The sequence below is a fragment of the Oerskovia turbata genome, from assembly GCF_000718325.1.
Classification (GTDB): domain Bacteria; phylum Actinomycetota; class Actinomycetes; order Actinomycetales; family Cellulomonadaceae; genus Oerskovia; species Oerskovia turbata.
The window spans coordinates 94,674-120,313 of record NZ_JOFV01000011.1; the positions used below are offsets into that span (position 1 = coordinate 94,674).

23 protein-coding genes are annotated in these 25,640 nt (G+C 72.3%); 8 read left to right on the forward strand and 15 right to left on the reverse strand.

Translation table 11 applies throughout. From position 1 onward, the window contains the following. Window positions 1–86 precede the first annotated feature (86 nt). Window positions 87–1,070, forward strand: a complete 984-nt coding sequence (locus IE95_RS0113035) for an HhH-GPD family protein (protein WP_084690241.1) — start codon at window positions 87–89, stop codon at window positions 1,068–1,070. 11 nt (window positions 1,071–1,081) lie between these two features. Here IE95_RS0113035 and IE95_RS0113040 read toward each other — a convergent pair whose 3' ends face one another. Both IE95_RS0113040 and IE95_RS0113045 read right to left on the reverse strand, forming a co-directional pair. After that, a complete protein-coding gene (locus IE95_RS0113040; RefSeq protein WP_030152057.1) occupies window positions 1,082–1,609 on the reverse strand; it encodes an amino-acid N-acetyltransferase in 528 nt (175 codons plus the stop codon). A gap of 37 nt (window positions 1,610–1,646) precedes the next feature. Further along, window positions 1,647–2,651 (reverse strand): sugar-binding transcriptional regulator, encoded by a 1,005-nt coding sequence (locus tag IE95_RS0113045; protein WP_030152058.1) that lies wholly within the window; start codon window positions 2,649–2,651, stop codon window positions 1,647–1,649. Between the two features lie 251 nt (window positions 2,652–2,902). Here IE95_RS0113045 and IE95_RS0113050 point away from each other — a divergent pair, with 251 nt between their 5' ends. The 5 genes from IE95_RS0113050 to IE95_RS0113070 all read left to right on the forward strand — a co-directional run bounded on the left by IE95_RS0113050 (window position 2,903) and on the right by IE95_RS0113070 (window position 11,553). Further along, entirely contained in the window at window positions 2,903–4,651 is a 1,749-nt protein-coding gene (locus IE95_RS0113050) for a glycerol-3-phosphate dehydrogenase/oxidase (protein WP_030152059.1), read from the forward strand. 228 nt (window positions 4,652–4,879) lie between these two features. Further along, the gene (locus IE95_RS0113055) at window positions 4,880–5,641 is read left to right on the forward strand and encodes an MIP/aquaporin family protein (RefSeq protein WP_030152060.1); all 762 of its coding nucleotides are present in this window, start codon (window positions 4,880–4,882) and stop codon (window positions 5,639–5,641) included. Window positions 5,642–5,789: 148 nt separating this feature from the next. After that, entirely contained in the window at window positions 5,790–7,307 is a 1,518-nt protein-coding gene (glpK, locus tag IE95_RS0113060; RefSeq protein WP_030152061.1) for a glycerol kinase GlpK, read from the forward strand. 82 nt (window positions 7,308–7,389) lie between these two features. Next, window positions 7,390–8,688: an alpha/beta fold hydrolase gene (locus IE95_RS0113065; protein ID WP_030152062.1), complete on the forward strand. Its 1,299-nt coding sequence runs from the start codon at window positions 7,390–7,392 to the stop codon at window positions 8,686–8,688. A gap of 234 nt (window positions 8,689–8,922) precedes the next feature. Further along, on the forward strand, window positions 8,923–11,553 hold the full coding sequence (locus IE95_RS0113070; RefSeq protein WP_164984144.1) for a winged helix-turn-helix domain-containing protein: 2,631 nt from the start codon (window positions 8,923–8,925) through the stop codon (window positions 11,551–11,553). Window positions 11,554–11,575: 22 nt separating this feature from the next. On the opposite strand, the gene IE95_RS0113075 is transcribed toward IE95_RS0113070, so the two are convergent. After that, the gene (locus tag IE95_RS0113075) at window positions 11,576–12,175 is read right to left on the reverse strand and encodes a hypothetical protein (RefSeq protein WP_030152064.1); all 600 of its coding nucleotides are present in this window, start codon (window positions 12,173–12,175) and stop codon (window positions 11,576–11,578) included. Between the two features lie 383 nt (window positions 12,176–12,558). Between IE95_RS0113075 and IE95_RS0113080 the strand changes: the two genes are divergently transcribed. Both IE95_RS0113080 and IE95_RS19670 read left to right on the forward strand, forming a co-directional pair. Next, window positions 12,559–13,518 (forward strand): hypothetical protein, encoded by a 960-nt coding sequence (locus IE95_RS0113080; protein ID WP_030152065.1) that lies wholly within the window; start codon window positions 12,559–12,561, stop codon window positions 13,516–13,518. A gap of 153 nt (window positions 13,519–13,671) precedes the next feature. Beyond that, a complete protein-coding gene (locus IE95_RS19670; RefSeq protein ID WP_051703087.1) occupies window positions 13,672–15,021 on the forward strand; it encodes a lysophospholipid acyltransferase family protein in 1,350 nt (449 codons plus the stop codon). A 95-nt stretch (window positions 15,022–15,116) separates the two neighbouring features. Here IE95_RS19670 and csrA read toward each other — a convergent pair whose 3' ends face one another. From csrA to IE95_RS0113150, 12 genes are all read right to left on the reverse strand, one after another. Continuing rightward, a complete protein-coding gene (gene csrA, locus IE95_RS0113095) occupies window positions 15,117–15,353 on the reverse strand; it encodes a carbon storage regulator CsrA (RefSeq protein WP_030152067.1) in 237 nt (78 codons plus the stop codon). A gap of 68 nt (window positions 15,354–15,421) precedes the next feature. After that, window positions 15,422–16,261: a hypothetical protein gene (locus IE95_RS0113100; RefSeq protein WP_030152068.1), complete on the reverse strand. Its 840-nt coding sequence runs from the start codon at window positions 16,259–16,261 to the stop codon at window positions 15,422–15,424. Further along, window positions 16,233–18,281 carry a flagellar biosynthesis protein FlhA gene (locus IE95_RS0113105; RefSeq protein ID WP_030152069.1) on the reverse strand — a complete coding sequence of 683 codons (2,049 nt, stop codon included), beginning with the start codon at window positions 18,279–18,281 and terminating at the stop codon, window positions 16,233–16,235. The genes IE95_RS0113100 and IE95_RS0113105 overlap by 29 nt, the downstream gene beginning before the upstream one ends. A 176-nt stretch (window positions 18,282–18,457) precedes the next feature. After that, window positions 18,458–19,609 (reverse strand): EscU/YscU/HrcU family type III secretion system export apparatus switch protein, encoded by a 1,152-nt coding sequence (locus tag IE95_RS0113110; RefSeq protein ID WP_051703088.1) that lies wholly within the window; start codon window positions 19,607–19,609, stop codon window positions 18,458–18,460. After that, a complete protein-coding gene (locus IE95_RS0113115) occupies window positions 19,609–20,361 on the reverse strand; it encodes a flagellar biosynthetic protein FliR (protein WP_030152071.1) in 753 nt (250 codons plus the stop codon). The genes IE95_RS0113110 and IE95_RS0113115 overlap by 1 nt, the downstream gene beginning before the upstream one ends. A 5-nt stretch (window positions 20,362–20,366) precedes the next feature. Next, window positions 20,367–20,642 carry a flagellar biosynthetic protein FliQ gene (locus IE95_RS0113120; RefSeq protein WP_030152072.1) on the reverse strand — a complete coding sequence of 92 codons (276 nt, stop codon included), beginning with the start codon at window positions 20,640–20,642 and terminating at the stop codon, window positions 20,367–20,369. Between the two features lies 1 nt (window position 20,643). Next, a complete protein-coding gene (gene fliP / locus IE95_RS0113125) occupies window positions 20,644–21,492 on the reverse strand; it encodes a flagellar type III secretion system pore protein FliP (protein ID WP_030152073.1) in 849 nt (282 codons plus the stop codon). Further along, entirely contained in the window at window positions 21,489–22,211 is a 723-nt protein-coding gene (locus IE95_RS19675) for a FliO/MopB family protein (protein ID WP_051703089.1), read from the reverse strand. Before IE95_RS19675 ends, fliP begins: the two co-directional genes overlap by 4 nt. 4 nt (window positions 22,212–22,215) lie before the next feature. Beyond that, the gene (fliN, locus tag IE95_RS0113135; RefSeq protein WP_030152075.1) at window positions 22,216–22,920 is read right to left on the reverse strand and encodes a flagellar motor switch protein FliN; all 705 of its coding nucleotides are present in this window, start codon (window positions 22,918–22,920) and stop codon (window positions 22,216–22,218) included. A gap of 3 nt (window positions 22,921–22,923) precedes the next feature. Then, on the reverse strand, window positions 22,924–23,823 hold the full coding sequence (locus IE95_RS0113140) for a flagellar motor switch protein FliM (protein WP_030152076.1): 900 nt from the start codon (window positions 23,821–23,823) through the stop codon (window positions 22,924–22,926). A gap of 132 nt (window positions 23,824–23,955) precedes the next feature. Beyond that, a complete protein-coding gene (locus IE95_RS0113145; protein ID WP_084690245.1) occupies window positions 23,956–24,864 on the reverse strand; it encodes an OmpA/MotB family protein in 909 nt (302 codons plus the stop codon). Further along, entirely contained in the window at window positions 24,864–25,637 is a 774-nt protein-coding gene (locus IE95_RS0113150; protein ID WP_030152078.1) for a motility protein A, read from the reverse strand. Before IE95_RS0113150 ends, IE95_RS0113145 begins: the two co-directional genes overlap by 1 nt. Between the last annotated feature and the right edge of the window lie 3 nt (window positions 25,638–25,640).

Consider the following 25,640-nt stretch of genomic DNA (forward strand, 5'->3'; position numbering starts at 1 on the left):
GTTCGCGCACTGCCACACCGCGCGGACGCTCCCCCCTCGTCGGGGTGCCGGTCCGGGCCGCCCGGGTCGGCGAGAATGGTCGGACCATGTCGCCCTCCTCCACCACCTCCGCCGTCGGCCCCACGACCGGACCTCGCACGACGGCCGCTCGCACGACCGACCCTCGCGCGGCACTGACGAGCCTTCCCGGACCGGACCCGTACGCGGACCTGCGCGACGCCGTCGGGCAGTGGTTCGGCGCGAACGCGCGCGACCTGCCGTGGCGTCGCGACGACTGCTCCCCCTGGGGCGTCCTGGTCAGCGAGGTCATGCTGCAGCAGACGCCCGTGGTGCGGGTCGAGCCCGCGTGGCGCGCCTGGATGGAGCGGTGGCCCGACCCCGCGGACCTCGCGGCGGCGGCGACGGCCGACGTCCTGCGCGCCTGGGGGCGCCTGGGGTACCCGCGGCGTGCGCTGCGCCTGCAGGACTGCGCGCGGGCGATCGTCGAGCGCCACACGGGCCGCGTCCCGCATGGCTCCGACGCGCTGCTCGCGCTGCCTGGCGTCGGGGAGTACACGGCTGCGGCGGTCACGGCCTTCGCGCACGGGCGGCGCGCGGTCGTCGTCGACACGAACGTGCGGCGGGTCCTGGCCCGCGCGGTGTCGGGGACGGCGCTGCCCGCGCCGTCGTACACCGCGGCCGAGCGCCGGCTCGCGACGCAGGTCGCTCCCGCCGAGGACGCCGAGGCCGCGCTGTGGGCCGCGGCCTCGATGGAGCTGGGGGCGCTCGTGTGCACGGCGCGCTCGCCGCGGTGCGAGGCGTGCCCGGTCGCGGACCTGTGCGCGTGGCGTGCTGCGGGCAGCCCGCCGGACGAGCACGGCGCCCGACGCCGGACCCAGGCCTGGGAGGGCACGGACCGGCAGGCGCGGGGCCGGGTCATGGCCGCGCTGCGCGGGTCGGACGGTCCCGTGCACCGCGACGTGGTCGCGGGGCTGTGGCCCGACGCGGCCCAGCTCGGGCGGTGCGTCGCGAGCCTGGTCGAGGACGGGCTGCTCGAGCAGGACGGCGACGTGTACCGCCTCCCGGCCTGAGGCGCGGGCGATCAGAGGGTGATCAGCATCCGGGTGTTGCCGAGGGTGTTGGGCTTGACCCGGGCGAGGTCGAGGAACTCGGCGACGCCGTCGTCGTGCGAGCGCAGGAGCTCGGCGTAGACGTCGGGCGACACGGGGGTGCCCTCGATCGCCTCGAACCCGTGCGCGCGGAAGAAGTCGACCTCGAACGTCAGGCAGAAGACCCGCGCCAGCCCGAGGGCGCGGGCCCGCTCGAGGAGCTCGACCACGAGGCGGTGGCCCACGCCGGTGCCGAGCCACGCACGGTCGACCGCGAGCGTGCGGATCTCGGCCAGGTCGTCCCACATGACGTGCAGCGCGCCGCACCCGACGACGTGCGCTGCTCCCGGTCCTCCGGCGTCGGCGACCACGAACTCCTGGACGGCTTCGTAGTAGCCGACCATCTCCTTGGCGAGAAGGATGCGCTCCTCGGCGTAGGGCTCGACGAGCCCGCGGATGGCCCGCACGTCCGCCGGGAGGGCAGGGCGGAGCGTCAGGGTGGGCGTGGGGCTGCTCGTCACGCCGACAATCTACGCCTCCTCGACGCTCGGTGCGTACTCATGCACCCGACTGCATACCTTCGAGTCGCGTCCGGGCGACGGCGATGCGCCCCGTCTCCTGCTCGATCAGGTGCGAGGCCGTGATCTCGTCCACGACGAGGTGCGTGACCACGCCGGCCCGCAGCGCGGCCCGCAGCGGGGCGACCTTGTTGTCCCCCGCGACCGCGCAGATGCGCTGCGGGATGCGCTTGAGCTCGTCTGGCCCGGGTCCCGTGGCCCGCTCGTTGAGCGCGATGTCCTTGTAGGTGCCGTCGGCCCGCAGGAAGACCGTGCACACGTCACCGACCACCCCCTCGGCCTCCAGGACCGCGATGTCCTCGGCCTCCAGGTAGCCGGCCGAGTACACATGGCTGGGCACCCCGCCCGAGACGGCGCCCACCGAGAACAGCGCGACGTCGGCCCGTCTCTGGACGTCGAGCACGCGCCGGACCGACCGCTCGCGCCACATCGCCTGCTTGGTCTCGGCGTAGTCGAAGAACGCGGGCACTGGGAAATGGTGCACGTGGGCGTCGAACGCCTCGCCGAACCCGGCGATGAGATCGCCCGCGTAGTGCACGCCCGAGGTCCGGGTGTTGGCCGCCCCGTTGAGCTGCACGACGGCGGAGCCCCGCGTCGGCTTGCGGCTCAGGTGCCGCGAGATCGCCGCGAGCGTCGTGCCCCACGCGATGCCGAGGACCATGTCGGAGTCGAACCACGACCCGAGCAGGCGGGCCGTGGTGAGGGCCACCTGGTCGAGCCGGTCGACCTGCTGCGTCGAGTCCGGGACCGGCACGACGTAGGCGTCGATGCCGTAGGTGGCGGAGATGTGCGCCCCGAGACCGGGAGCACGGCTCTGCGTGGGCCGGAGCGTGATCTCCACCAGACCCGTCTCACGCGCTCTCTTGACCAAGCGCGAGACCGTCGAGCGCGAGGTGCGCAGGTGCTTGGCGATCGCCTCCATCTTCATGTCCTGGAGGTAGTACATCGAGGCCGCCCGGAGGACGTCCTGCTCCCGATCGGCCATCTGCTGGTCTCCTGCCGCTGGTGGTGCTCGTTCTGCACGTTTGTGCACTGCGCTTGCGCGTACGTTCCTGACATGTTGACGTTAATACGTGCAGCGCCGTTCCGACAGCGCTGCGCCGCGGCACGGTGCCCTCCTGGGTCCCGCCGCGTACCGCTAGCGCGGGACGCGGAGCCGTGGGAACGTCACAGGAGGAGCTCCTTCACGGACCCGGCCGGTGACGCACCAGATCGACGACGAGAGAAGGCCATCGGATGACTTCCAGCAGACTCACCGCAGAGTCTCGCCAGCGGGCGCTCAGCGCGCTCGAGGCGAGCACGAGCGCGGACCAGGAGCTCGACGTCCTCGTGATCGGCGGCGGCGTGACCGGGGCCGGGATCGCCCTCGACGCCGTGACCCGCGGGCTCTCGACCGCGATCGTCGAGGGCCAGGACTGGGCGTCCGGCACGTCGAGCCGCTCGAGCAAGCTGGTCCACGGGGGTCTGCGCTACCTCCAGATGCTCGACTTCCACCTCGTCCACGAGGCCCTCACCGAGCGCGACCTCCTCATCAAGGACCTGGCCCCGCACCTCGTGCGGCCGGTCCCCTTCCTCTACCCGCTCGAGCACCGCGTGTGGGAGCGCGCCTATGTCGGCGCCGGCATCGCGCTGTACGACACGCTCGCGAGCATGGCTCCCGGCAAGCGCGCCCTGCCGCTGCACCGCCACCTCTCGCGCAAGCAGATGGAGCGCAAGTTCCCCGACCTCGCGCACGACGCCGCGATCGGCGCCGTGCAGTACTGGGACGCCTCGGTCGACGACGCCCGGCTGGTCTCGACGCTCATCCGCACCGCGACCTCCTACGGCGCGCACGCCGCGTCCCGCACCCAGGTCGTCGAGCTGACCAAGGGCTCGACCGGAGCGGTCAACGGCGCGATCCTCGAGGACCTCGAGACGGGCAGGCGCATCACGGTCCGCGCCCGCGCCGTCATCAACGCGACAGGCGTGTGGACCGAGGACACCGAGGCCCTCGCCGGCTCCGAGGGCGGCCTGCGCGTCCTCGCCTCCAAGGGCGTCCACATCGTCGTCCCGCGCGAGCGCATCAAGGGCCAGGTCGGCCTGATCCTGCAGACCGAGAAGTCCGTCCTGTTCATCATCCCGTGGTCGCGCTACTGGGTCATCGGCACGACCGACACGCCCTGGGAGCAGGAGCTCACGCACCCCGTCGCGACGGCCGCCGACATCGACTACATCCTCGAGCACGCCAACGCGGTCCTCGCCCAGCCCCTGACGCGCGACGACATCATCGGCACCTACGCGGGCCTGCGCCCGCTGCTCCAGCCCGGGACCAAGGAGGGCACGAGCTCGGCCAAGGTCTCGCGCGAGCACACCACTGCCTCCCCGACCCCCGGCCTCACGGTCATCGCGGGCGGCAAGCTCACGACCTACCGGGTCATGGCCAAGGACGCCGTCGACTTCGCGATCGGCCAGCGCGCCGCAGCCCTGCCCTCGATCACGGACAAGATCCCGCTGGTCGGCGCCGTCGGACTCGGCGCGGTCCGTCGGCAGGCCCGGCCGTGGGCGTCGAAGTTCGGCTGGACCCCGCAGATGGTCGACCACCTCCTGCACCGCTACGGCTCCAACCTGCGCGACATCGTCGCCCTGTGCGAGGCCGACCCCACGCTCGCCACGCCGCTCGAGCACGCGCCCGCCTACCTGCGGGCCGAGATCAGCTACGGCGTGACCCACGAGGGCGCCCTGCACCTCGAGGACCTGCTGCTGCACCGCACGCGCCTGAACTACGAGGTGCTCGACCGCGGGCTCGGCGCCCTCCCGGAGATCGCCGACATCGCGGCGCCGCTCCTCGGCTGGGACGACGAGCGCAAGGCCGCGGAGATCGCGTCCTACACCGCGCGGGCAGCCGCCGAGGAGGCCGCGGAGCAGGAGCCCGACGACGCCACGGCGGAACGCACGCGCCTCACCGCCGACGACGTCGCCCCGCTCAAGCCCCTCACCGGATCCTGACGAACCCCGCATCCCCGACCTGAACCACCGGGAGCCGTGCAGGCTCCCCCGAGGACAACTTCATAGCCCGACCCCCGGCCCGGCCCGCCTCGACTCGCGCGAGGCGGAGCCGGACCGGCACCCCCTCAACCTCACGGGTGCGCGCACCGCGACGCACACCGAGGCCCCGCCGCACGGATGCGCCGGGGTGGTTGCGACAACGAAGTCCACCAAGAAAGAGAGAAGCTGATGGACACACTCATCCTCAACGCCTTCTGGTCCGAGATACTCGGCACCGCGACCCTGATCCTGATGGGTGCCGGCGTCGTAGCCAACGTGATCCTCCCCAAGACCAAGGGCTTCAACGGCGGTTGGCTCCTCATCAACTTCGGATGGGGCCTCGCCGTCTTCACCGGCGTCTACGTCGCGTACAAGTCCGGGGCGCACCTCAACCCGGCCGTGACCATCGGCCTGTTCACCGCGGACCGCCCCTTCTACTCGGTCACCGGGCCTGAAGGGCTCGTCACCGCGACGATCGAACCGACGGTCAGCACGATGTTCATCTACTTCGGTGCGCAGATGATCGGTGCGATCCTCGGTGCCGTGCTCGCGTTCGTCGCCTACAAGAAGCACTTCGACGAGGAGGCGCCCGCTGCCACCAAGCTCGCCGTGTTCTCGACCGGCCCCGAGATCCGCTCGTACGGCTGGAACTTCATCACCGAGGTCATCGCGACGTTCGTGCTCGTGTTCTTCGTCGTCGCGTCGGGCAACACCCCGTCGGGGCTCGGCCCGCTCGCCGTCGCGCTCGTCGTCGTCGGTATCGGTGCCTCCATCGGTGGCCCGACCGGGTACGCCATCAACCCTGCCCGTGACCTCGGGCCGCGCATCGCCCACGCCCTGCTGCCCATCAAGGGCAAGGGGTCGAGCGACTGGGGCTACTCGTGGGTCCCCGTCGCGGGTCCGCTCGTCGGCGGCGTGCTCGCCGGCCTCCTCGGGGCAGCCTGGGGCTGATCCCACTCACCTCCCGCGTGACCGGGGCGACCCGCCCCGGTCACGCGACCAACCGCCGTCGGGCACGTCCCGACGCCCGCGGCCCGACGCCCGGTCGCGGACCGCGCGACACCCGCTCAACCACACCGACGTGAAGGACTGACACACCATGGCCGACTACGTTCTCGCCATCGACCAGGGAACCACCAGCTCCCGGGCCATCGTCTTCAACCACTCCGGGGAGATCGTCTCCTCCGGCCAGCTCGAGCACGACCAGATCTTCCCGCGAGCCGGCTGGGTCGAGCACAACCCCGAGCAGATCTGGAACAACGTCCGCGAGGCCGTCGGCCTGGCCCTGACCCGCGCCAACGTCACGTACACCGACATCGCCGCGGTCGGCATCACCAACCAGCGCGAGACCGCGGTCGTGTGGAACAGGAAGACGGGCAAGCCCGTCTACAACGCGATCGTCTGGCAGGACACCCGCACGCAGAAGATCGTCGACGAGCTCGGCGGCGACGCGGGCCCCGAGAAGTACAAGGCGATCGTGGGCCTCCCGCTCGCGACCTACTTCTCCGGCCCCAAGGTCAAGTGGATCCTCGACAACGTCGAGGGTGCCCGCGAAGCGGCCGACGCCGGCGACCTCGTGTTCGGCAACACCGACACCTGGGTCCTGTGGAACATGACGGGCGGCGTCGACGGCGGCGTGCACGTCACCGACGTGACCAACGCGTCGCGCACCATGCTCATGGACCTCGACACCCTGAGCTGGCGCGAGGACATCGCGGCCGACATGGGCATCCCGATGTCGATGCTGCCGGAGATCAAGTCCTCGTCCGAGGTGTACGGCCACGGCCGTCAGCGTGGGATGGTCCCGGGCGTCCCGATCGCGGGCATCCTGGGCGACCAGCAGGCCGCGACGTTCGGCCAGGCGTGCTTCGAGAAGGGCACCGCCAAGAACACGTACGGCACGGGCAACTTCATGCTGCTCAACACGGGCACCGAGAAGGTCATGAGCGAGAACGGCCTGCTGACCACGGTCTGCTACAAGATCGGCGACCAGCCGGCCCGCTACGCGCTCGAGGGCTCGATCGCCGTCACGGGCTCGCTCATCCAGTGGCTGCGTGACAACCTCGGCATGTTCTCGGACGCGCCCGACGTCGAGTGGCTCGCGCGGAAGGTCGACGACAACGGTGGCGCGTACTTCGTGCCCGCGTTCTCGGGCCTGTTCGCGCCGTACTGGCGTCCCGACGCGCGTGGCGCACTCGTGGGCCTCACACGCTACGTCAACAAGAACCACATCGCGCGCGCCGCGCTCGAGGCCGTCGCGTTCCAGACCCGCGAGGTCCTGGACGCCATGAACGCGGACTCGGGCGTCGACCTCACCGAGCTGCGCGTCGACGGCGGCATGGTCCAGAACGAGCTGCTCATGCAGTTCCAGGCGGACCAGCTCGGCGTGGACGTCGTGCGGCCCAAGGTCGCGGAGACGACGGCGCTCGGTGCCGCGTACGCCGCGGGCATCGCGGTCGGGTTCTGGCAGGGCGAGCAGGACGTCATCGCCAACTGGGCCGAGGACAAGCGCTGGTCCCCGTCCATGGACGAGGGCGAGCGCGAGCGCCTCTACCGTAACTGGAAGAAGGCCGTCAGCAAGACCCTCGACTGGGTCGACGAGGACGTCGAGAAGTAGTCGTTCTCGCCTCCACCACCTGTCAGAACCAGCGTGACCTCGAGGTCACGCTGGTTCTGACACGTTGTATAGGCTCGTCGCCATGACCTCCGCGAGCGCCACGATCCCCGGGATGCACGTCACCGACCACGAGGTCGAGGTCCCCCTCGACTGGTTCGACGAGCGGGACTCGCGCCGGATCACGATCTTCGCGCGCGAGCTGGTCGACCCGGCGCGACGACGTGAGGACCTGCCCCTGCTCGTGTTCCTCCAGGGCGGCCCGGGCGGCAAGGGCCCACGTCCGACGGGCCCGGAGGGCTGGGTCGGGACGATGCTCGCGACCCACCGGGTGATCCTGCTCGACCAGCGCGGCACGGGCCGCAGCTCGGCCGTGCGCGGCCGTGCGCTCGCAGCCCTCGGCGACGCGGCCGCGCAGGCCGAGCACCTCACGCACTTCCGGGCCGACTCGATCGTCGCGGACGCCGAGCACCTGCGCCGAACCCTGTTCGGCGGTCGCCGCTGGGAGTCGCTCGGCCAGAGCTACGGCGGCTTCCTCACGCTCACGTACCTCTCGCGCGCCCCGGAGGGGCTCTCGGCCTGCTACGTCACCGGAGGCCTCGCGGGCCTGGAGGCCGACGCGACCGAGGTCTACCGCCGAACGTACCCCCGCACCGCGGCCAAGAACGCCCGCTTCACGGCGCGCTTCCCCGACGACGCCGCACGCCTCGCGCGCATCGCGGACAGGGTCGCGGTGGGCGACGTCCTGCTGCCCGACGGCGACACGCTCTCCGTACGCCGCCTCCAGACGCTCGGGACGGACTTCGGCATGAAGCCGGGCTTCGAACGCGTGCACTGGCTGCTGGACGAGGCGTTCGACCACGGCGACGACGACCTGAGCGACACGTTCCTCAGCGAGGTCAGAGACCTCACGTCCTTCTGGACGAACCCGCTGTACGCGGTGCTGCACGAGTCGATCTACGCGTCGGGCCACGGGGCCACGGGCTGGGCCGCCGAGCGTGTGCGCGCCGAGCACCCGGAGTTCGACCCCGCAGCCCGACCGCTGCTCTTCACGGGCGAGATGATCTACCCCTGGATGTTCGAGGAGATCGCGGGCCTGCGCGCCTTCCGCGGCGCGGCCGAGGAGCTGGCGCTGCGTGAGGACTGGAGCGAGCTGTACGACCTCGCGGCGCTCGCGGCCAACGAGGTCCCCGTCGCCGCGGCCGTCTACTACGACGACATGTTCGTCGACGCGCACCTCTCGCTCGACACGGCCTCCCGCGTGGGGAACGTGCAGGCGCTCGTCACGAACGAGTTCGAGCACGACGGGCTGCGCACGGGCGACGTCCTGGAGCGGCTGCTCCCGCTCGTGGACCAGCAGGGCGGGCCGCTGCCCCGCAGCTGACCCGCAGCCGACCCGCAGCCGACCCACCCGGACGCCGTCGACCGTCGTTTCCCGGCGGGTCGTCGCACGACGACGGGGTGTCGCTCACCACGTAGCCCGCGAAATCGTCCGCCGTCACTTAAAGTGGCACTTCGGAGAGCGGCGCGGTGCCGGCTCCAGTGCCAGAGGCGACGCGGCCGACGGCAGGCTGCCCGGGCACCTCATGAGGAGAGGGCAGGAGGCGGGATGCCGGTAGTGAGCACGTCCCCCGGCAGACTGCACGGCGCTCCGCGCCCACCTCACCTCGAGCTCGTGCGGGAACGGCTCGTCGACCGGCTCGACGCCGACGCGGCCCTGCGAGTCGTCCGAGGCCCGTCAGGGGGTGGGAAGACCTCGCTCCTCGCGGAGTGGGCCCGACGGCGGGGCGCGGAAGGGGTCTGGATCGCGACCGCACCCGGCACGACCCGGACCGAGCTCTGGCGCACCCTCGCTCGTCGGGCCACCCAGTCCGGGCTGCTGCGCTCGGAGACGACGACCGGCCTCGACGAGCTGTCGACCCGCGCCCTGACCGTACGGCTGGCCGAGGCGTTCCTCACGGTCCGGGGCGAGGTTCTCGTCGTCGTCGACGACTACCAGAACGTCCGGGACGAGGAGGTCCACGAGGACGTCCTCGCGCTGCTGCGCGCCTGCCCGAACCTGTCGGTCGCGCTCGCCACGACCACGTGCTCGATGCTCGAGGCGCCCGTCGTCGGCCTCGAGATGAACCGGACGGTGATCACCGCCGACCAGCTCCCGCTCACCCTGGACGAGACCGCATGGATGCTGCGCCAGGTCGGGGCCGACCTCGACCCGGCGCAGACGCACGTGAGCACGGGCGGCCAGCCTCTCTACCTGCGGGTCGCGATGCTCGCCGCCGAGCTCGCCGGGTCCCACGGCACGCCCGCCCACGTCCAGGTCGCGGCCGAGCTGCTGCGTGCAGCGGTCGACAAGCAGCTCCAGGGGCACACGCAGCACCGGCTCGAGCAGTTCCTCACGCGGTGCGTCGTCCCCGACACCCTCACCGGGGACCTCGCGGTAGCGCTCACCCTCGACCCGGACGCTCCAGAGCTCCTGTCCGACCTCGAGGCGCGTGGCCTCGGCACGTGGGAGCGGCGACCTACGGGACGCGTCTTCGTGCTCTTCCCGGTCGTGCGATCCCTGCTCCTGGAGACGTTCCGGCTCGAGGACCCCGAGGCGTCCCGCGTGGTCGAGGCGGCGGCCGCCCGGTGGTACCTCCAGCACGGCTACCCCGTCGAGGCCGTCCGTCACGCGGTGGCGGCAGGCGACCTCGCGATCGCCTCCGCCGCGGTGTCGCGCTACTGGACCCGGGTCTTCGAGGAGCGCACGCTGGCGAGCCTCGACGTCCTGCGGGCGGTCCCGGTCGCCGAGCTGCGCCCCTGGCCCCTGCTCGCGGGTGCGCTCGCCCGTCACTACGACGCCGTCCCCGGCGGACGGGACGAGGCGATCGAGCTCTACCACGCAGCACTGGCCGGGCTGCGTGTCGCGCCGCGCCCCGCGACCCCGAGCGAGCGCGTGGTGCTCGAGGTCCTCGAGAGCCTCGCGCTGCGGGCGACCGGATCGGCCGAGCGGGCGCTCTACCCGGCGCGCCGCGCAGGCCGCATGCTGAACGAGCTCCGGGTCACCGAGCGTCGCTCCATGGCACGCGACCTGCCTCTGCTGCGCACCGAGATCGCACGGTCGTTGTTTCGCGGCGGTGCCGAGCACGAGGCCCTCGCGATCCTGGAGGACCTCGGTGACCCACCGGGCGAGTCCCCCGGTGAGGCGACCGCGCCGCACGGTCTCGCGCTCCGTGCGCTCGCCCACGCCGTGCACGGCAACATGCCCGAGGCGCGCCGGGACCTTGCCGCGGCCGAGGCGTCCCATCACGACGAGCGTTCCTCGCCGCGCAGCCAGGACCTGTACCACCTGGCGCACGCGCTCGTGCGCATCGAACGGTTCGACGCGCGCGGCGCGCAGGCCCACCTGGACGCCGTGCGGCCCTACCTCTCCACGCTCGAGTCTCGACCGCAGTTCGCGCTGGCCCAGGCCTCGGTCGACCTCCTGGCGTTCGAGCCGGCGCTGGGCGCCGAGCGGCTGCGCCGGTACATCGAGTCCGAGCGGGGCAGGCAACGGATCTCCGTGCGGGACACCGACCAGCTCGGCTACGCCGCCGGCCTGCTCGACCTCGCCCGTGGCCGGCTCGGGGCGGTCCACGCGACCCTGCGAGGCGCGTCCTCGTCGTCGGCGACCGCTCCCCTCCTGCGCGCCCACCTCGCGCTGCTCACCGAGTCCTGGCAGGTCGCACGGGACGTCCTGGTCGAACACACCCCACCGGTCGACGCGTCGCCGCGCCTGAGGGTCGCCCACTCCCTGCTCCTCGCAGCGGCGCTCGTCAACGGCTCCGACGAGTCGCACGCCTGCGACGCGCTGGGCAAGTTCGCGGCCGTCGCCGACGACCGTCAGCTGCTCTTCGCCCTCACGCTCCCCCCGCGACGAGAGCTCCTCGCGCTCGTCGACCTGGCCGCGCGCAGCAAGGACCGGACGGCGCAACGGGTCCTCGCGGCGGCGGGTCCCGTCCCCGAGAGGTTCGCAGCGATGGTGGGCTTCCCGCAGGCCCTGACGGACCGCGAGATCGTGGTGCTCGACAGCCTGCGACGGCACGCGACCGCGGTCGAGATCTCGTTGAGCCTGACCGTCTCGGTCAACACCGTCAAGAGCCAGCTCCGGTCGGTCTACCGCAAGCTCGGCGTGCGCCGCCGGGAGGACGCTCTCGCGAAGGGGATCGACCTGGGGCTCATCGTGGCCGACCACGTCGACCCGGCGTCCGCACGGCACGAGCGGTGGTGACGTCCGGCCACCACGTCGTGCGTCACACGAGGTCGTCGACGATCCTGGCCGAGGTCCTGGTCCGTTCGTGCGACTCGGCGTCGTCGATCTGCCGGCCCGCCGCGACCAGTGCCGCGCGGCGGAGCCACGAGAAGACGACCAGGACGGGATAGGTGTCCTCGCCGACGTACACGCGGCGGCGCCAGGACGCCCAGGAGACGACGCGGGCCAGCACGGGGACCGGGTCGTCGAGCTCGCTGGCCCGGTGCGCGACGTTCTCCCAACCGTGCTGGGCGTCGCTCATGAGCTTGGCGCCCTCGCGGCCCAGCGGACGAGCGAGCGCGGCAAGACCGATGTCCTCCCGGATCTCGGTGGCCTCGGTCGGCACGAGGTCCAGCCCGTCGCGGTAGGTCCCGAACGTCGCGGGGTTCACGTGGCGCCACGGATCTTCGTCCGGCAACGAGTCGAGGAGGTCGGTGAGGGTTCCCGCGAGGAGGGTCACGGCTCGCAGCCGTTGCCCTCGGGCCTGTTCCCGCATGGCCTCGAGATCGGCGACGCGGTCGTAGGGATCGATCAGGGGCTCGACGAGCCCGACGGCCCAGGCCGCCCACGTGGTGTCGTCCCACGGCGCCGAGGTCGTCATCGCGGGATCGCCTCGGCGCGTCGTCGTCGGCCCGCAGCGGCAGCAGGCGTGCCTGACGAGAACGAGACGCACGGGCGAGCGCCCTGGCCTCGACTCGTCGCCGACAACGGTGCGCAGGTCCTGCCGCCCATGCTCCACCTCCTGCTCGTCTGCGTGTCCGCGCCCAGGTCGGCGAGCCATCGCCGACGCGGAAGTGTATCCATCCCCGGTGCCGGTGCAGAAGGGGCGAACGACATGAACCGCCGCCCGTCCGGGTGAATTCCCGGGCTCGGGCCGCGGCAACTCCCAGCATGGCACCACCCATAGCACCAGCGAGGGTGAACTCCGGTGTGAAAACCGTGTTCAGACGTGAAAGTAGTGCGAAGCGGCCGCATGCTGATGGCATGAACGTGCGGCCCCCCTCCGGCACGTGCCCGGATCGGGCACGCGAAGCGCGCTCCCTGCGTGTCGCGGAGGAGCCGAACCTCGACGACGACCACGACGCGCCCGCAGACGCGGTCCGCTCGGAGGTCGCGCGCATCGTCGCGCTCGGCGACGACGCCCGCTACGGCGTCGAGGTCTCCACCTTCATCGCAGGCCACCGCGACCACTGGCGACGCATCGCCGCCCGGCTGTGCCGCACGAACTCGGTGCAGCCCGCCCAGTACCTCGAGGACGTCGAGTCGATCGTCGTGGAGACCGTCTGGGAGATGCTCGAGAGGTCGCGGCAGGACCCGGCCTACCTGGCCGGCATGCGCTCGTTCCTCGCCATCGTCGTCTACACCGCACGCCCGAGGGTGCGTTCGTTCGTCGACCACGCGACGGCTCCCGCGTCGGGCATGGTCGCAGCCCAGCGACGCCGACGCGAGCTCGCGCGCACACGTGCCGAGCTCGCGGCCCTGCGCGGCACGGTGCCGACCGTGCGGGAGGCCGTGCAGGCGACCAACGACCGGCTCGCCGCACACCGATCCGACGTCGTGCGGCAGGGGATGGTCGTCACCGAGGCCGACGAGCTCGTGCTGTCCGGCGCGCTGTCGTTCGACGAGGCGCTCGACTCCCCCGGTCTCGTCCAGGACGAGCTCGACTGCGTGCTGCACCCGGCCGAGGCGCCCACCCTGGTGCGCTCGGTCGTCGACGCGGCGCGGGCGGAGAGCTCGACGCGCGGCAAGGTGGCCGCCCTGTGGATGGCCGAGGCGTACGACGGCGGCGGGCCCCTCCCGGGGCAGGACACGGTCGTGTGGATCTCCCGGACGCTCGGACTGCCCCGCCGGAGCACCGTCGCGCACATCGACCGGGTCCGCGAGCTCGCCGCCGCACGGCTGCGGGCGATGGGCATCGGCGCCGACCTCCTGGAGTCGGCGTGAACGCGAACCCCCGCCCGGACGTCTCGCCGCAGGGCTCGGCCACGTCGCTCGTCGGCGCGACGACCCCAGACCGGCGTGCCCTCGCTCTGCCGCACCACCGCCGCGACGACGGCCGTACCAGCCTGCGCACCCGTGGGCAGGGGAGAACGCTGCATGTCTGACGCACGTCCTGCGCACGGCCCCCTCGGGGTCGACGCCCTGTCCGGCCTCGCCGCGCTGCCCGCCGGCGCCCGCGACCGTGCCCTCGCGGAGTTCTGGGCCTCTCGCGCCGGCGAGCTCGCCCGCGAAGCACGGCGCGTCGTGCGGGCCCACCTGGTGGCTCCGGCCGACCGCTCGGCCGCGCTCGACGCCGTGACGACGGCCCAGCAGGCGCTGCTGCGCGACATCGCGGCGGGGCGCCGGAGCATCGATCCCTGCAGCTGGGTCGCTACCGTGCGCGCCGAGTCGGCACGGGCCGTCCTCCGGTGGGCTGCCCAGGGCGTCGTCGCCGTGGCCCCGTACCGGCAGCGTCTCGCAGCACAGCGTGCGAACCTGCTCGCGGTGCGCGAGACGGCCGCTGCCGACGTCCCTCCTGCTGCGCCCCCTCGTGCGAGCCCTCGTGTGAGCCCTCGACCGGCCGTGGTCACCGTCGGTTCGCCCGCGGCGACTCCGGTCCCGAAGATCCCGGTCGAGCTCGCGGCCCACGGGCGCGCCGGGGCGGCGGGCACGCCCCGGCACGCCCGTGGCAGGGCCGGGACCGTCCTGGGGCACGGCATGTCGCCCCGCACGTCGCTGCGATGGAGTGCGGCGGCGCTCCTGTCGACCGTGACGATCGTGGTCGGCGCGGCGGTCGCCCCCGCCGAGGAACGTCCGGCCGACGGCACGACCACGTCGAACGTGACGTTCGTCGACCGGCTCACGATGCCCATCGTCGGCTTGTGGGACAACCTCGTGGGGAACGGCAAGGACAAGGCCCCCGACGTCGTCGTGCCGGTGCCCGTCGCTTCCCCCACGACCCCGCCTCCCGCCGTGCAGCAGGCACCGGTTCCGACGGTCCCCCAACCACCCGTCGCGCCCGCTGTGCCCGCTGTGCCCGTCCCGGGCTCCGGGACCGGAGCCGCGCAGGTGCCCCAGGAGGGCGGCCGACCCGGTAACGGCAACGGCAACGACAACGACTGGTGCGACCACGACGGCCTCGGGCGCGGAGGGTGGTACGAGCGCGACGACCGGCACGAGGACCGGCACAAGGACCGGGACGACGACCGCCGCGGCGACCGGGACGACGACCGGCGTGGTGACCAGCACGGGTGCACCGAGCAGCGGGGCCAGGGGCGTGGCGACCGCGACCGGGACGACGACGGAGACCGGGACCGGGACCGGGACCGTGACCGTGACCGTGACCGTGACCGTGACGACGACCGTCGCAGCAGCCACCGCACCGACCGGTCGGACAGGTCGCTCGGCCGGGGCCGGAGCACCAGCGAGCGTCGGCACGGCCCAGCGGTCTCGGTCCCGCACCCCTAGCGCGCACGTGCGCCCCGGCAGCGCAGCAGCCCGTCCCTCTCGCACGACTCCCGAGGGGCCCGGGGACCTGGGGACTGCGTCGCGTCGTCGAGGGCTCAGGATGCCGGACGCAGCGTGAGCAGGGCACGCACCTCGTCGGCGGTCGCCTCGGTCGCGACGGCTGCACGGTTGCCCTCGGCGACCTGGTCGACGATCTCGGCCCGGTGGATCCGCACGTCGCGCGGCGCCTCGATCCCGATCCGCACCCCGTCGCGTCCCGCGGAGACCACCGTCAGGACGATGTCCTCGCCGACGAGGATCCGTTCGCCCACCTTGCGCCCCAGCACCAGCATCGACGTCCTCCTGACGTTCGTGAATGTCGTCCTGACCTTCCGGTGCACCTATGCGCGCCGGGCGTCCGTCAGCCCGCGTCCCACCCCTCGGGCAGCCCGAGGAGCTGGACGGTCTCGGGGGTCCGGGTCAGCGACCGCCCCACGACCACCATGGCATGCACGTGCACGACCCCGCGCAGCCCGTCGACCCAGGCGGCGGTGTCCGCGTGCTTGCGCGAGGCGTCGACCACGACCCACACCTGCTCGGGTCCGAGGTCGTCGAGGATCCGGAGCCCGTCGGCGAGGTCGGTCGAGACGCCGACCGCGACCACGGTCGACGTACCGGCGTGCACGCCGCGGGCCCTCGCCTCTGTCGCGCTGCGAGGGTCGCCGACCCGGGGGGCGTCGACGTCGAGCGCCTGCCCTGCCGACGCCGTGAGGAGACCGAGGCGACCGTGCATGGCGCGCGCGACGGCCACGGCGTCGTCGCCCAGGCCGACGAGCGCGACGAGGTCGCCCGGGGCCGTCGACGGGCCCGTCTCCCTCGGCCCCCCAGAACGCTCGGGGAGGGCCGTCTCGGCGATCAGCTCGTCGAGCATCGCCGCGAAGTCGTCTCCCCCGGTCGACACCTCGAGGTCCTGGGACCTCGACGGCTCGAGCCGGTCGGCGTCGTCGGCGTCGTCGAGCAGGGCGGCGATCCCCGCCCGGCGCGCCGCCGGGAAGCGGACGGGGTGGTCGGGGACGGCGAACGTGGTCGGGGAGGAGACCTCGATCACGGCCTCGTAGTGCTGCCGGCCGAAGAGTCCCTTGATGCCGCCCGTGATGACTCGCTCGGCCGACACGATCCGCACGTCCGGGCCGTGCGCGCGCCGGGCCTCGTCGAGGATGCCCTCGAGGGTGTCACCCGCGAGCAGCAAGCGCCGGGGCATCGTTCACCACCCCGACGGTCTCGATGAGGGCGTTCCCCGAGGTGACCTCCGTGTACGAGAGCACCGCCAGGTCGGGCAGCTGGGTCGCCACGAGGCGACGGACTGCCGGACGAAGGGACGGCGCGCAGACCAGGACGACGTCGTGGCCGGCACCTCGGGCGGCCTCGACCACGTCGGCGACCGAGGTGCGGAACGCGTCGAGCCGCGCCGGGTCCACGACGATGACCGTGCCGTGCTCCCCACCCGGCTGCCGCCCCGCCAGCATGGCCTGCTCGAGCACGGGCGCGATCGTCACGACGCGGATCGTGCCGTCGACCGTGTACCGTGCCGGGATCGCGGGGCCGAGGACGGACCGCGCCGACTCGACCAGGTGCTCGGCGTCCGTGGAGCGCCTCGCCGCGAGCGCGAGCCCCTCGTAGATGCGGGGCAGGTCGTTGACCGCCACGCGCTCCTCGAGCAGCCCCTGGAGCACGCGCTGGATCTCGGCGAGGGACAGCAGGGTCGGCGTGAGCTCGTCGACCGCGGAGGGGTTGGTGCGCTTGACCTCGTCGGTGAGCACCCGGACGTCCTCGCGCGAGAGCAGCCTGGCGGCGTTGGCCGAGATGATCGCCGACAGGTGGGTGACGAGGACCGAGACGCGGTCGACGACCGTCGCCCCGGCCATCTCGGCGCTGTGCCGCATCTCGACGGGCACCCACTTGCCCTCCATGCCGAACACCGGGTCCACCGTGACCTGCCCGGGCAGGGACGCCAGGTTGTCGCCCAGCGCGAGGACCTTGCCCGCGGGCGCCTGTCCCCGGCCTGCCTCGACCCCAGCGATCCGCACGGCGTAGCTCGAGGCGACCAGCTCGATCGAGTCACGGGTGCGCACGGGCGGCACGACGACGCCCAGGTCCATCGCGATCTTGCGTCGCAGCGCGCGCACGCGTCCCAGGAGATCGTCGTGCGCCCCCGTGACGAGGTCGACGAGGTCGGGGGCCAGGAGGATCTCCAGGGCGTGCACGCGCATCTGCTCGATGAGGTTCTCGGTGCCGTCCGACGACGCAGCCGCGCCCTTCTCGAGCTGCTCGGCAGCGGCCCGCGCGACCTCGGCCCGTTCCTGGCGCACCTTGATCTGCTGCGCGGCGACGAGGAGCCCGATCCCCAGGACGAAGAACGGCAGCTTGGGCATGCCCTCGATGAGCGCCATCGCGAACGAGGCGACGCCCGCGATCGCGATGGCGTGGCGCGACTGGACGAGCTGGCTCGAGGCCTGCGAGCCGACGTCGCCCTCGCCCGAGTTGGAGCGGGTCACGATCATGCCCGTCGCGACGGCCATGAGCAGCGCCGGGACCTGGGTCACGAGACCGTCGCCGATCGTCAGGATCGAGTAGGTGTCGACCGACTCCCCCACGGGCATGGCGTGCATGACGACGCCGATGACGATGCCGCCGACCAGGTTGATGATCGTGATGACGACGCCCGCGATGGCGTCCCCCTTGACGAACTTCGAGGCGCCGTCCATCGCACCGTAGAAGTCCGCCTCCGCGGACACCTCGGCGCGTCGTGCGCGGGCGTCGGTCTCTGAGATGAGCCCTGCGTTGAGGTCCGCGTCGATCGCCATCTGCTTGCCCGGCATCGCGTCGAGGGTGAAGCGTGCACCGACCTCGGCGACGCGCTCGGCGCCCTTGGTGATCACGAGGAACTGGATGACCACCAGGATCAGGAACACGACCATGCCGATGACGATGTTCCCGTTGACCACGACGTGACCGAACGCGCTGATGACCTCGCCCGCGTACCCGTTGCCCAGCACGAGGCGGGTCGAGGCGACGTTGAGGCCCAGGCGGAACAGCGTCGCGACGAGCAGCAACGACGGGAAGACCGAGAAGTCGAGCGGCTTGGTGACGAACATCGACGTCAGCAGGATCACGAGCGAGAGCAGGATGTTGACGATGATGAGCACGTCGAGCATCCCTGCGGGGATCGGCACGACGAGCAGCAGGACGATGCCGACGACGCCGAGCGGGACGGCGATCATGGCGAGGGAGCGGTTCTTCACGCGGAACCCTGGTCCTTCCCGGTCCGGAGCGGTGGCAGGTGCTGCCGTGAGGCCCTATGCACGTCGGATCGTCGGCAGCAGGGTCGGCAGCAGGGTCGGCGGCGGTGTCGGCCGGGTACCGCCCGCCGGCCGCCGTGCGGTGGGTACGGCGCGCCTCATGCCGTGCGCGCCTCGCCCGCTCCCGTGGGGTCCTCGTCCGCCGGCCACTCCCCCGGCGCGATCGCCGGGCGCCCCAGCCGGTGCGGCACGGACGAGACCGCGGCCCCGCGGCGCGAGAGGGCCATGACGAACGCGAGGACGCGCGCGACGGCCATGTAGAGCTCGACCGGGACCTCCTGCCCGACGTCGCACACCTTGTGGAGCGCGCGAGCGAGCTGGACGTCGCGGACCATCGGCACCCGGGCCTCCTCGGCCTTCTCACGGATGCGCGCAGCCAGGTGGTCCGCCCCCTTGGCGACGACGCGCGGCGCGGACTTCCCCGCCTCGTACCGGATCGCGACGGCGACGTGCGTGGGGTTGACGATCACGACGTCGGCGTCCGCGACCGCGGCGAGCATGCGGTTGCGGGACAGCGCGCGGGCCATCGACCGGCGCTGCGACTTCACCATGGGGTCGCCGTCGCTGTTCTTGTGCTCGTCCTTGACCTCCTTCTTCGTCATGCGCGTCTTCTTGCGGTTGCGCTTGGCGACGACGAGCACGTCGAGCAGCGCGAGCGAGATCCCTGCCGCCGTCGCCCACAGCAGCAGCGCCTTGACCCCCGACCCGGCGGCCTCCAGGAGCGAGGCCACGGGCAGACCGCCCGCCGAGAGCAGCACGGGCATGAGCGACTGGATCACGACGTACAGCACGACCCCGACCACGGTCGTCTTGAGGAGCGCCTTGACGCCGTTCCACAACGCCTGGGGACCGAGGATCCGCTTGAACCCCGAGACCGGGTTGAACTGCTGGAACTCGCCGCGGAACTTCTTCAGGTGCAGCCCGCCCTGGACGACCGAGCCGATGATCGCAGCGAGCGCGACCGCCGCGAGCAGCATGCCGATCGTGGGCAGGATCGAGCGCAACGCCTCCTGCAGGAGCACGACCGCGACGGCCGGCTCGGGGTTCTCGATCACGGTGCGGATCGACAGGACCTGCTCGGTCGCGGCCCCGGCCGCGTTGCCGAGCGTCAGCGGGAGCAGCGCACCCGCGACCGCGATCCCGACCCATGCCGTGAGGTCCTGCGACCGGCCGAGCTGCCCCTTCTCGCGGACCTCCTTCATCTTGCGCTCGGTGGCCTGCTCGGTCCTCTCCTCGGACGTGTCCGCCATCAGCCGACCCCTCCCATCAGTTCCAGGGCCTGTGCCGTGAGCGCGGACAGGGCGTGCGGCAGGGCGATGAGCACCGTCCCGACGAGCGAGAGGGTCAGGAAGATCTTGAGCGGGAAGCCGAGCGCGAACGCGTTGAGCGCGGGGGCGACACGGGTGACCAGGCCCAGCCCGACGTCGGCCAGGAAGAGGACCACGACGATGGGCCCGGCGATCTGGAGCCCCGCGACGAACGACCCCGTGAGCGCGTCGATGAAGGACCCGGCCGGGACCCCGGCGAACGCCCCGACCGGCACCACGTCGTACGAGCGCGCGAGGCCGAGGATCACGAGCTGGTAGGCGTCCGAGGTGAACATCAGGACGACCGTGGCCAGCGCGAACAGGCGCGTGAACTGCGACCCGCTCACGTTGGTCTGCGGGTCGAACGCCATGCCGACCGAGAATCCCCCGAACAGGTCGAGGTGCGAGCCGGCCGCGGTCACGGCCGAGAAGACGATCATGACGAGCGTGCCCAGCATCGCGCCCGTCGCCGCCTCGGCGACCACGTGCGCGAAGAACGTGGCCGTGCCCACCGCCTCGTACGTCGGCGCGACCCGGCCCGAGACCACCAGCCCCAGCGAGACCGCGAGGATGGCGCGCACCTGGCGCGGGATGGCCTTGTGGGAGAACGGCGGCGCGAGCAGCATGAACGCGGCCAGGCGGACCCCGGCGAGCAGGGTCGCCTGGAGCCACGCCTGGTCGATGTCGAACGTCACCGACGTCAGCCGCCGCCCAGCAGGGACGGGATCAGGTCGAACATCGCGTGCGTGAACGAGACCAGCTCGCCGATCATCCAGTTGCCGCACACGATGAGCGCGACGGCGACCGCCGCGGCCTTCGGCACGAACGAGAGCGTGACCTCCTGGATCTGGGTCACGGACTGCACGAGCGAGATCGAGAAACCCACGACGAGGGACGTGATCAGGACAGGGGCCGCGAGCTTCGCGGCGAGGATCATCGCCTGGGTCGCGATGTCGAGGACGGCCGACGTCTCCATGTCATCCCACCCCGTACGAGCCGATGAGCGAGGTGGTGATGAGCCCCCACCCGTCGACGAGGACGAACAGCAACAGCTTGAAGGGCAGCGAGATCATGGTGGGCGGGAGCATCATCATGCCCATGCTCATGAGCGCCGCCGCGACGACCAGGTCGATCACGAGGAACGGCACGAAGATCACGAAGCCGATGATGAACGCCGCCCGCAGCTCCGAGATCACGAACGCCGGCACGAGCGTGGTCAGCGGCACGTCGGCCATGGTCGCCGGGTTGTCGAGGTCGGCCGCGCGCGTCATGAGCGCGAGGTCCTCCTCGCGCGTGTGCGCCAGCATGAACTCGCGCAGCGGCTCGGAGCCCGCGTCGAGCGCCTGGCTGAACGTCGTGGTGCCCGCGAGGTAGGGCTGGACGGCGGCCTCGTTGATCTCGCCGAACACGGGCCACATGATGAACATCGACAGGAACAGCGCGAGTCCCGCGAGGACCATGTTCGGCGGCACGGTACCGGTGCCCAGCGCGTTGCGCGTCAGCGACAGCACCACGAAGATCTTCGTGAACGACGTCATCATGAGCAGCAGCGTCGGGGCCAGCGACAGCAGCGTGATGCCCACGAGCGTCACGAGGGACGACGACGGCTCGCCGTTCGGGCCGTTGATCTCGACCGAGAAGCTGCTGCCCCCGTCAGGGGCGGTCGGGTCGACCGGGGCGGTGGGCGCCGTGGGGTCGGTCGGGGCCGCGCTCGCGGACGGGGCGAGCAGCACCGCCGTCACGAGGACGAGCACGACGAGGACGAGGGCCGTGGCCAGCGCCACGGCCCGGTGCGCCTGCCTGCGCACCGGGACGACGACGGTCATCGCCGGGGCCCCCACACGGCACGGGCGGCCTGACGCCAGGTGTCGCCCGCCAGGAACGAACGCACCGCGGCCGTGTCCAGGCCCGCGGAGGTCACGCCCGACGGCGCAGCGCCCGCAGCGCGCAGGCTCACCGCGCGCCCGGGCCCGGCCGGGGCGGCGACGGGCGCGACGGGCGCCTCGTCGAGCCAGACCTGCGCGGCCAGGACGGCCTCGTCGAACGACGGGCTCGTCGGTCGCCCGTCGGGGGCGGCCCCGGAGGCCAGGCCGGTCGGGTCCGCCAGGTCCGTCGCGTCGGTCGCTGCTGCTTGCTCGCCCGTGGTCCGGGTGACCGTGGCCCCGCCCGACGGGGCGACCGTGGCCCGGGGGCCGGTCGCCGACTTCACCACGTTGAAGGGCCCCAGGCGGGTCGACGTCGCGTCCCGCACGGCGTGCTTGGGGCCCGTGGCCACGGCCGCCGTGGCCGTCGCCGGCGCGGGCCCCTGGTCGATCACCGTGACCGAGGACTCGGTGACCCCGAGCAGGTAGCGGGTGCCGCCCGAGTCGAGGAGCACCGCGGCGCTCTTCTGGCTCAGCCCCTGGCGGGCGACGACGGTGAGCTGCGCGCCGCGCCCCCCGGGCGTCTGACGCCTGCTCCGGTCGGCGACCCGGTACGACAGCCACAGCAGCCCCATGACGACCGCCAGGGAGAAGGCGACCCGCAGCACGGTGGTGACGTCCACGGGCTCAGTCGTCCGCGTCGAGGATCTTGGTGATCCGCACGCCGTAGTCGCCACCGTCGACGACCACGACCTCCCCCTTGGCGATGGTCCGGCCGTTGAGCTGCACGTCCGCGGGCGCGCCGGCCGAGCGGTCGAGCTCGACGACGGCGCCGGGTTCGAGGTTGAGCACCTCGCGCACGGGCATCCGCGTGTGCCCGACGACGACGGCGAGCCGCATCTCGACGTTGGAGATGCGCGCGAGCCGGCTGCCCGTCATGGCCTCGTCGGGCAGGCTCCGCAGGGTCTTGCGCGCACGGACCACGAACCAGCCGGCCGTCGGCCCGCCGCCTGCGGAGAGCTCGAAGACCACGGCCTCCTCGTCCTCGAAGAGCTCGGTCGCGTCGCCGACACGGACGTCGCCGAGCACTCCGACGCCGGTCGTGGCGCCGGCTGCCTCGAGCGCGGGGCGCAGGAGGTCGGTCATGTCGAGGGTCGGGGTCTCGGACGCGTCGGCGAGGGAGGACTCGTCGATGAGCGCGAGGGCCATGTCGGTCCCCGTGTCGCCGACGTACGAGGCGACGACCGCGGTCACGGCCTGCGGTCCGACCGGAGCGCCGCCCGAGAGCGCGGCGGACAGGGGCGTGCTCGTCGGGACGAGCTCGACGAGCGCACGGGCGGCCTCGACCGCGGCCTCGACGGCCGTCCGGTCGGCGGTGGTGGCGGTACTCATGCTTCAGTTCTCCTCGGTGGTGACGATGCGGCAGGCGAGGCGGGAGCCGGACGAGCCGACCGCACCGCGTGCCAGGACGTGGCCGTCGACGATGACGTCGAGCGGGCGGGACCGGTTGTGCGGGAGGCGGATGACGTCGCCGACGGCGAGGTCGACGACCTCGACCGGCGTCATGGCCGCGCTCGACAGCTCGACCGTGACGTCGACCAGGGAACGGGCGATGTGTCGTCGTGTGCGCGCTGCGGCGTCGGCCGGGTCGTCGGCCGGGTTCGCCTCGCCGAGGTGCGGCAGCAGGGCGATCGCCGGCAGGGCGAGGGTCGCCGTGCACGCCCCGTCCCCGACCCGCAGGTTGAACTCCGCCACGATCATGAGCTCGGCGGTCGGCGCGGCCTGCACGAACTGCGAGTTGTGCTGGATCGAGCCGATCTTCAGCGGCGTCTCCAGGAGTCGGCCCATCGAGTGACGCAGGTCGCGCAGCGTCTCCGTGACCAGCGAGGTGACGAGCGCACGCTCGACGTCGGTGAACTTGCGGTCGATCGCCGGGATGTAGGGGCCGGCGCCGAGCATGTGCGCGATCCACGTGAGGGCGTCGGTGTGCGGGAACTGCAGCACGGCGCGCGGGTTGATGCCGTCGATCTCGCACACGACGACCGTGGTCGTGACCGGCAGGTCGGCCACGTAGTCGTCGTACGTCCGCATCGTCACCGCGCCCAGGCTCACCTGGGACACGACGCGCACACGGGCGGTCAGCTGGGTTCCCCACTGGCGGGCGAAGCTCTCGAACGCCATCTCGAGGATGCGATGGTGCTCACGCACGAGCGTCGTCGGGCGACGGAAGTCGTAGACCTCGACCTTGCGCCGTTCGGCGGGACCCTGGACCCTGACGGGTGTCGTCGTGCTCACGTCGGTCTCCTATGCAGGCGGGCGACGGAGAGCCTGCACGGCGACCGGGCGCCCTCCGGGGCGACCGGCCGCACCCACCAGGAGCACGACCCGGGCGGGGAGACGCGACGGGACCGAGGGTCTGTGGGACCGTCAGCCGGTCTCGGCCGTCGCCTCCGCCGCCCCTGCGAGGGCGGCACGGTGCGCGGACTCCGCCGCCGGGATGTCCGCCGCGGTGAGCGTGCCGCCGAGGACCTCGGGGATGAGGGCTCGCACGGCCTCGGGCTGCGCGGACAGGACCATGATGTCCACACGCCGGTTGGCGGCGAGGGCCTCGGGGTGCGTCCCTGCTGCGAGCGGCCGCGCCGACCCGAACCCGACCGCGGCGATCCGTTGCTCGGTCAGGCCGCTGTGCTCGACGAGGTAGCGCAGGACCGCGGTGGCGCGCGACGACGACAGCTCCCAGTTCGTGGGGAAGCGGGATCCCACGGTCGACTTGTAGTCGGCGTTCCCCTCGACCTGGATCTCGTAGGTCGTCGGAGCCAGGACGGGTCCGACGATCTGCAGGACGGCTCCCGCTTCCTCGGTGAGGTCGGCGCTGCCCGGCGAGAAGAACGTGTCGGCCGAGACCAGGCGCACCGTGAGGCCGCGCTCGTCGATCTCGAACCTCACGGTGTCGGACATGCCGTACGCGTCCAGGTCTCTCGACATCGCGTCGCGCAGCCCGGTCAGGTCGGCGACCTCGGCCAGGGCCCGTTCGAGGTCGGTCTCGACGTCGGTGGGCGGCTCGGTCGCCGGGTCGTCGACGACCGCCTCCACGACGTCGGCGTCCTCGATCGTGCCGAAGCCGGCTGCGAGCGACGACTTGAGCTCCTGGTACTTGCCCTGGTCGACCGAGCTGATGGCGAACAGCACGATGAACAGGCACATGATGACCGTGACCATGTCCATGTAGGAGACCATCCAGCGACCGCTGCCGCCCGTGTCGTGACCTCCACCGCCGCCACCGCCCCCGCCGCCGCCGCGTCGGCGTCGGCCGTGCCCCGCCGAGCGGCCGCTCATCAGGCGGCCTTGCCCGTGGGCAGCGACCAGTCGGGGACCATGGTCTTGAGCCGTTCGTCGATGACGCGGGCGCGAGCGCCTGCCTGGATCGACATGTATCCCTCGAGCAGCACGTCGAGCCGCTGGACCTCGAGGTCGGAGATGCGCTTGAGCTTGGCGCCGATGGGCAGCCAGATGAAGTTCGCGGACAGGATGCCCCACAGGGTCGCGATGAACGCGGCCGCGATCATGTGGCCGAGCTCGGCCGGGTCGGAGAGGTTCTCCAGGACGTGGGTCAGGGACACGACGGTTCCGACGATGCCGATGGTCGGGGCGTACCCGCCGATCGCGTTGTAGAAGTCGTAGGCGACCGCGTCCTCACGGCTCTTGGTCTCGATCCGTTCCTCGAGCAGGGTGCGCAGCTGGTCGGCGTCGGCGCCGTCGGCCAGGGACTGGAGCGCGCTGCGCTGGAACGGGTCCTCGGTCTTCTGGGACTCGGCCTCGAGCGCGAGGAGCCCACCGTCGTTCTGGACGATCTCGGCGGCCCGTACGACCTCCTCGATCGCGTCGGCCGGGCGGGCAGGCTTGCTCACGAACGCCCTCGGCAGCGCCTTGATCGCCTGGAGCGCGTCGCGCACGGTGCCCGACGCGACCGCGACGAGGATGCTGGCGCCGAAGACGAGGATGATCGGCGCGGGCAGCAGGATCGACGTGATCTGGGCTCCCTCGAGGAGCACCATCGCGACGAGCGCACCGAACGCGAACAGGATGCCGATGATGGTTGCGGGATCCATGGG

What these genes read in the sequence shown, in the direction of transcription:
- IE95_RS0113035 (WP_084690241.1), top strand. Translation starts at nt 87, where the DNA reads ATGTCGCCCTCCTCCACCACCTCCGCCGTCGGCCCCACGACCGGACCT.
- IE95_RS0113045 (WP_030152058.1), bottom strand. Translation starts at nt 2,651, where the DNA reads ATGGCCGATCGGGAGCAGGACGTCCTCCGGGCGGCCTCGATGTACTAC.
- IE95_RS0113050 (WP_030152059.1), top strand. Translation starts at nt 2,903, where the DNA reads ATGACTTCCAGCAGACTCACCGCAGAGTCTCGCCAGCGGGCGCTCAGC.
- IE95_RS0113055 (WP_030152060.1), top strand. Translation starts at nt 4,880, where the DNA reads ATGGACACACTCATCCTCAACGCCTTCTGGTCCGAGATACTCGGCACC.
- glpK (WP_030152061.1), top strand. Translation starts at nt 5,790, where the DNA reads ATGGCCGACTACGTTCTCGCCATCGACCAGGGAACCACCAGCTCCCGG.
- IE95_RS0113065 (WP_030152062.1), top strand. Translation starts at nt 7,390, where the DNA reads ATGACCTCCGCGAGCGCCACGATCCCCGGGATGCACGTCACCGACCAC.
- IE95_RS0113075 (WP_030152064.1), bottom strand. Translation starts at nt 12,175, where the DNA reads ATGACGACCTCGGCGCCGTGGGACGACACCACGTGGGCGGCCTGGGCC.
- IE95_RS0113080 (WP_030152065.1), top strand. Translation starts at nt 12,559, where the DNA reads ATGAACGTGCGGCCCCCCTCCGGCACGTGCCCGGATCGGGCACGCGAA.
- IE95_RS19670 (WP_051703087.1), top strand. Translation starts at nt 13,672, where the DNA reads ATGTCTGACGCACGTCCTGCGCACGGCCCCCTCGGGGTCGACGCCCTG.
- csrA (WP_030152067.1), bottom strand. Translation starts at nt 15,353, where the DNA reads ATGCTGGTGCTGGGGCGCAAGGTGGGCGAACGGATCCTCGTCGGCGAG.
- IE95_RS0113100 (WP_030152068.1), bottom strand. Translation starts at nt 16,261, where the DNA reads ATGCCCCGGCGCTTGCTGCTCGCGGGTGACACCCTCGAGGGCATCCTC.
- IE95_RS0113105 (WP_030152069.1), bottom strand. Translation starts at nt 18,281, where the DNA reads ATGATCGCCGTCCCGCTCGGCGTCGTCGGCATCGTCCTGCTGCTCGTC.
- IE95_RS0113110 (WP_051703088.1), bottom strand. Translation starts at nt 19,609, where the DNA reads ATGGCGGACACGTCCGAGGAGAGGACCGAGCAGGCCACCGAGCGCAAG.
- IE95_RS0113120 (WP_030152072.1), bottom strand. Translation starts at nt 20,642, where the DNA reads ATGGAGACGTCGGCCGTCCTCGACATCGCGACCCAGGCGATGATCCTC.
- fliP (WP_030152073.1), bottom strand. Translation starts at nt 21,492, where the DNA reads ATGACCGTCGTCGTCCCGGTGCGCAGGCAGGCGCACCGGGCCGTGGCG.
- fliN (WP_030152075.1), bottom strand. Translation starts at nt 22,920, where the DNA reads ATGAGTACCGCCACCACCGCCGACCGGACGGCCGTCGAGGCCGCGGTC.
- IE95_RS0113145 (WP_084690245.1), bottom strand. Translation starts at nt 24,864, where the DNA reads ATGAGCGGCCGCTCGGCGGGGCACGGCCGACGCCGACGCGGCGGCGGC.
- IE95_RS0113150 (WP_030152078.1), bottom strand. Translation starts at nt 25,637, where the DNA reads ATGGATCCCGCAACCATCATCGGCATCCTGTTCGCGTTCGGTGCGCTC.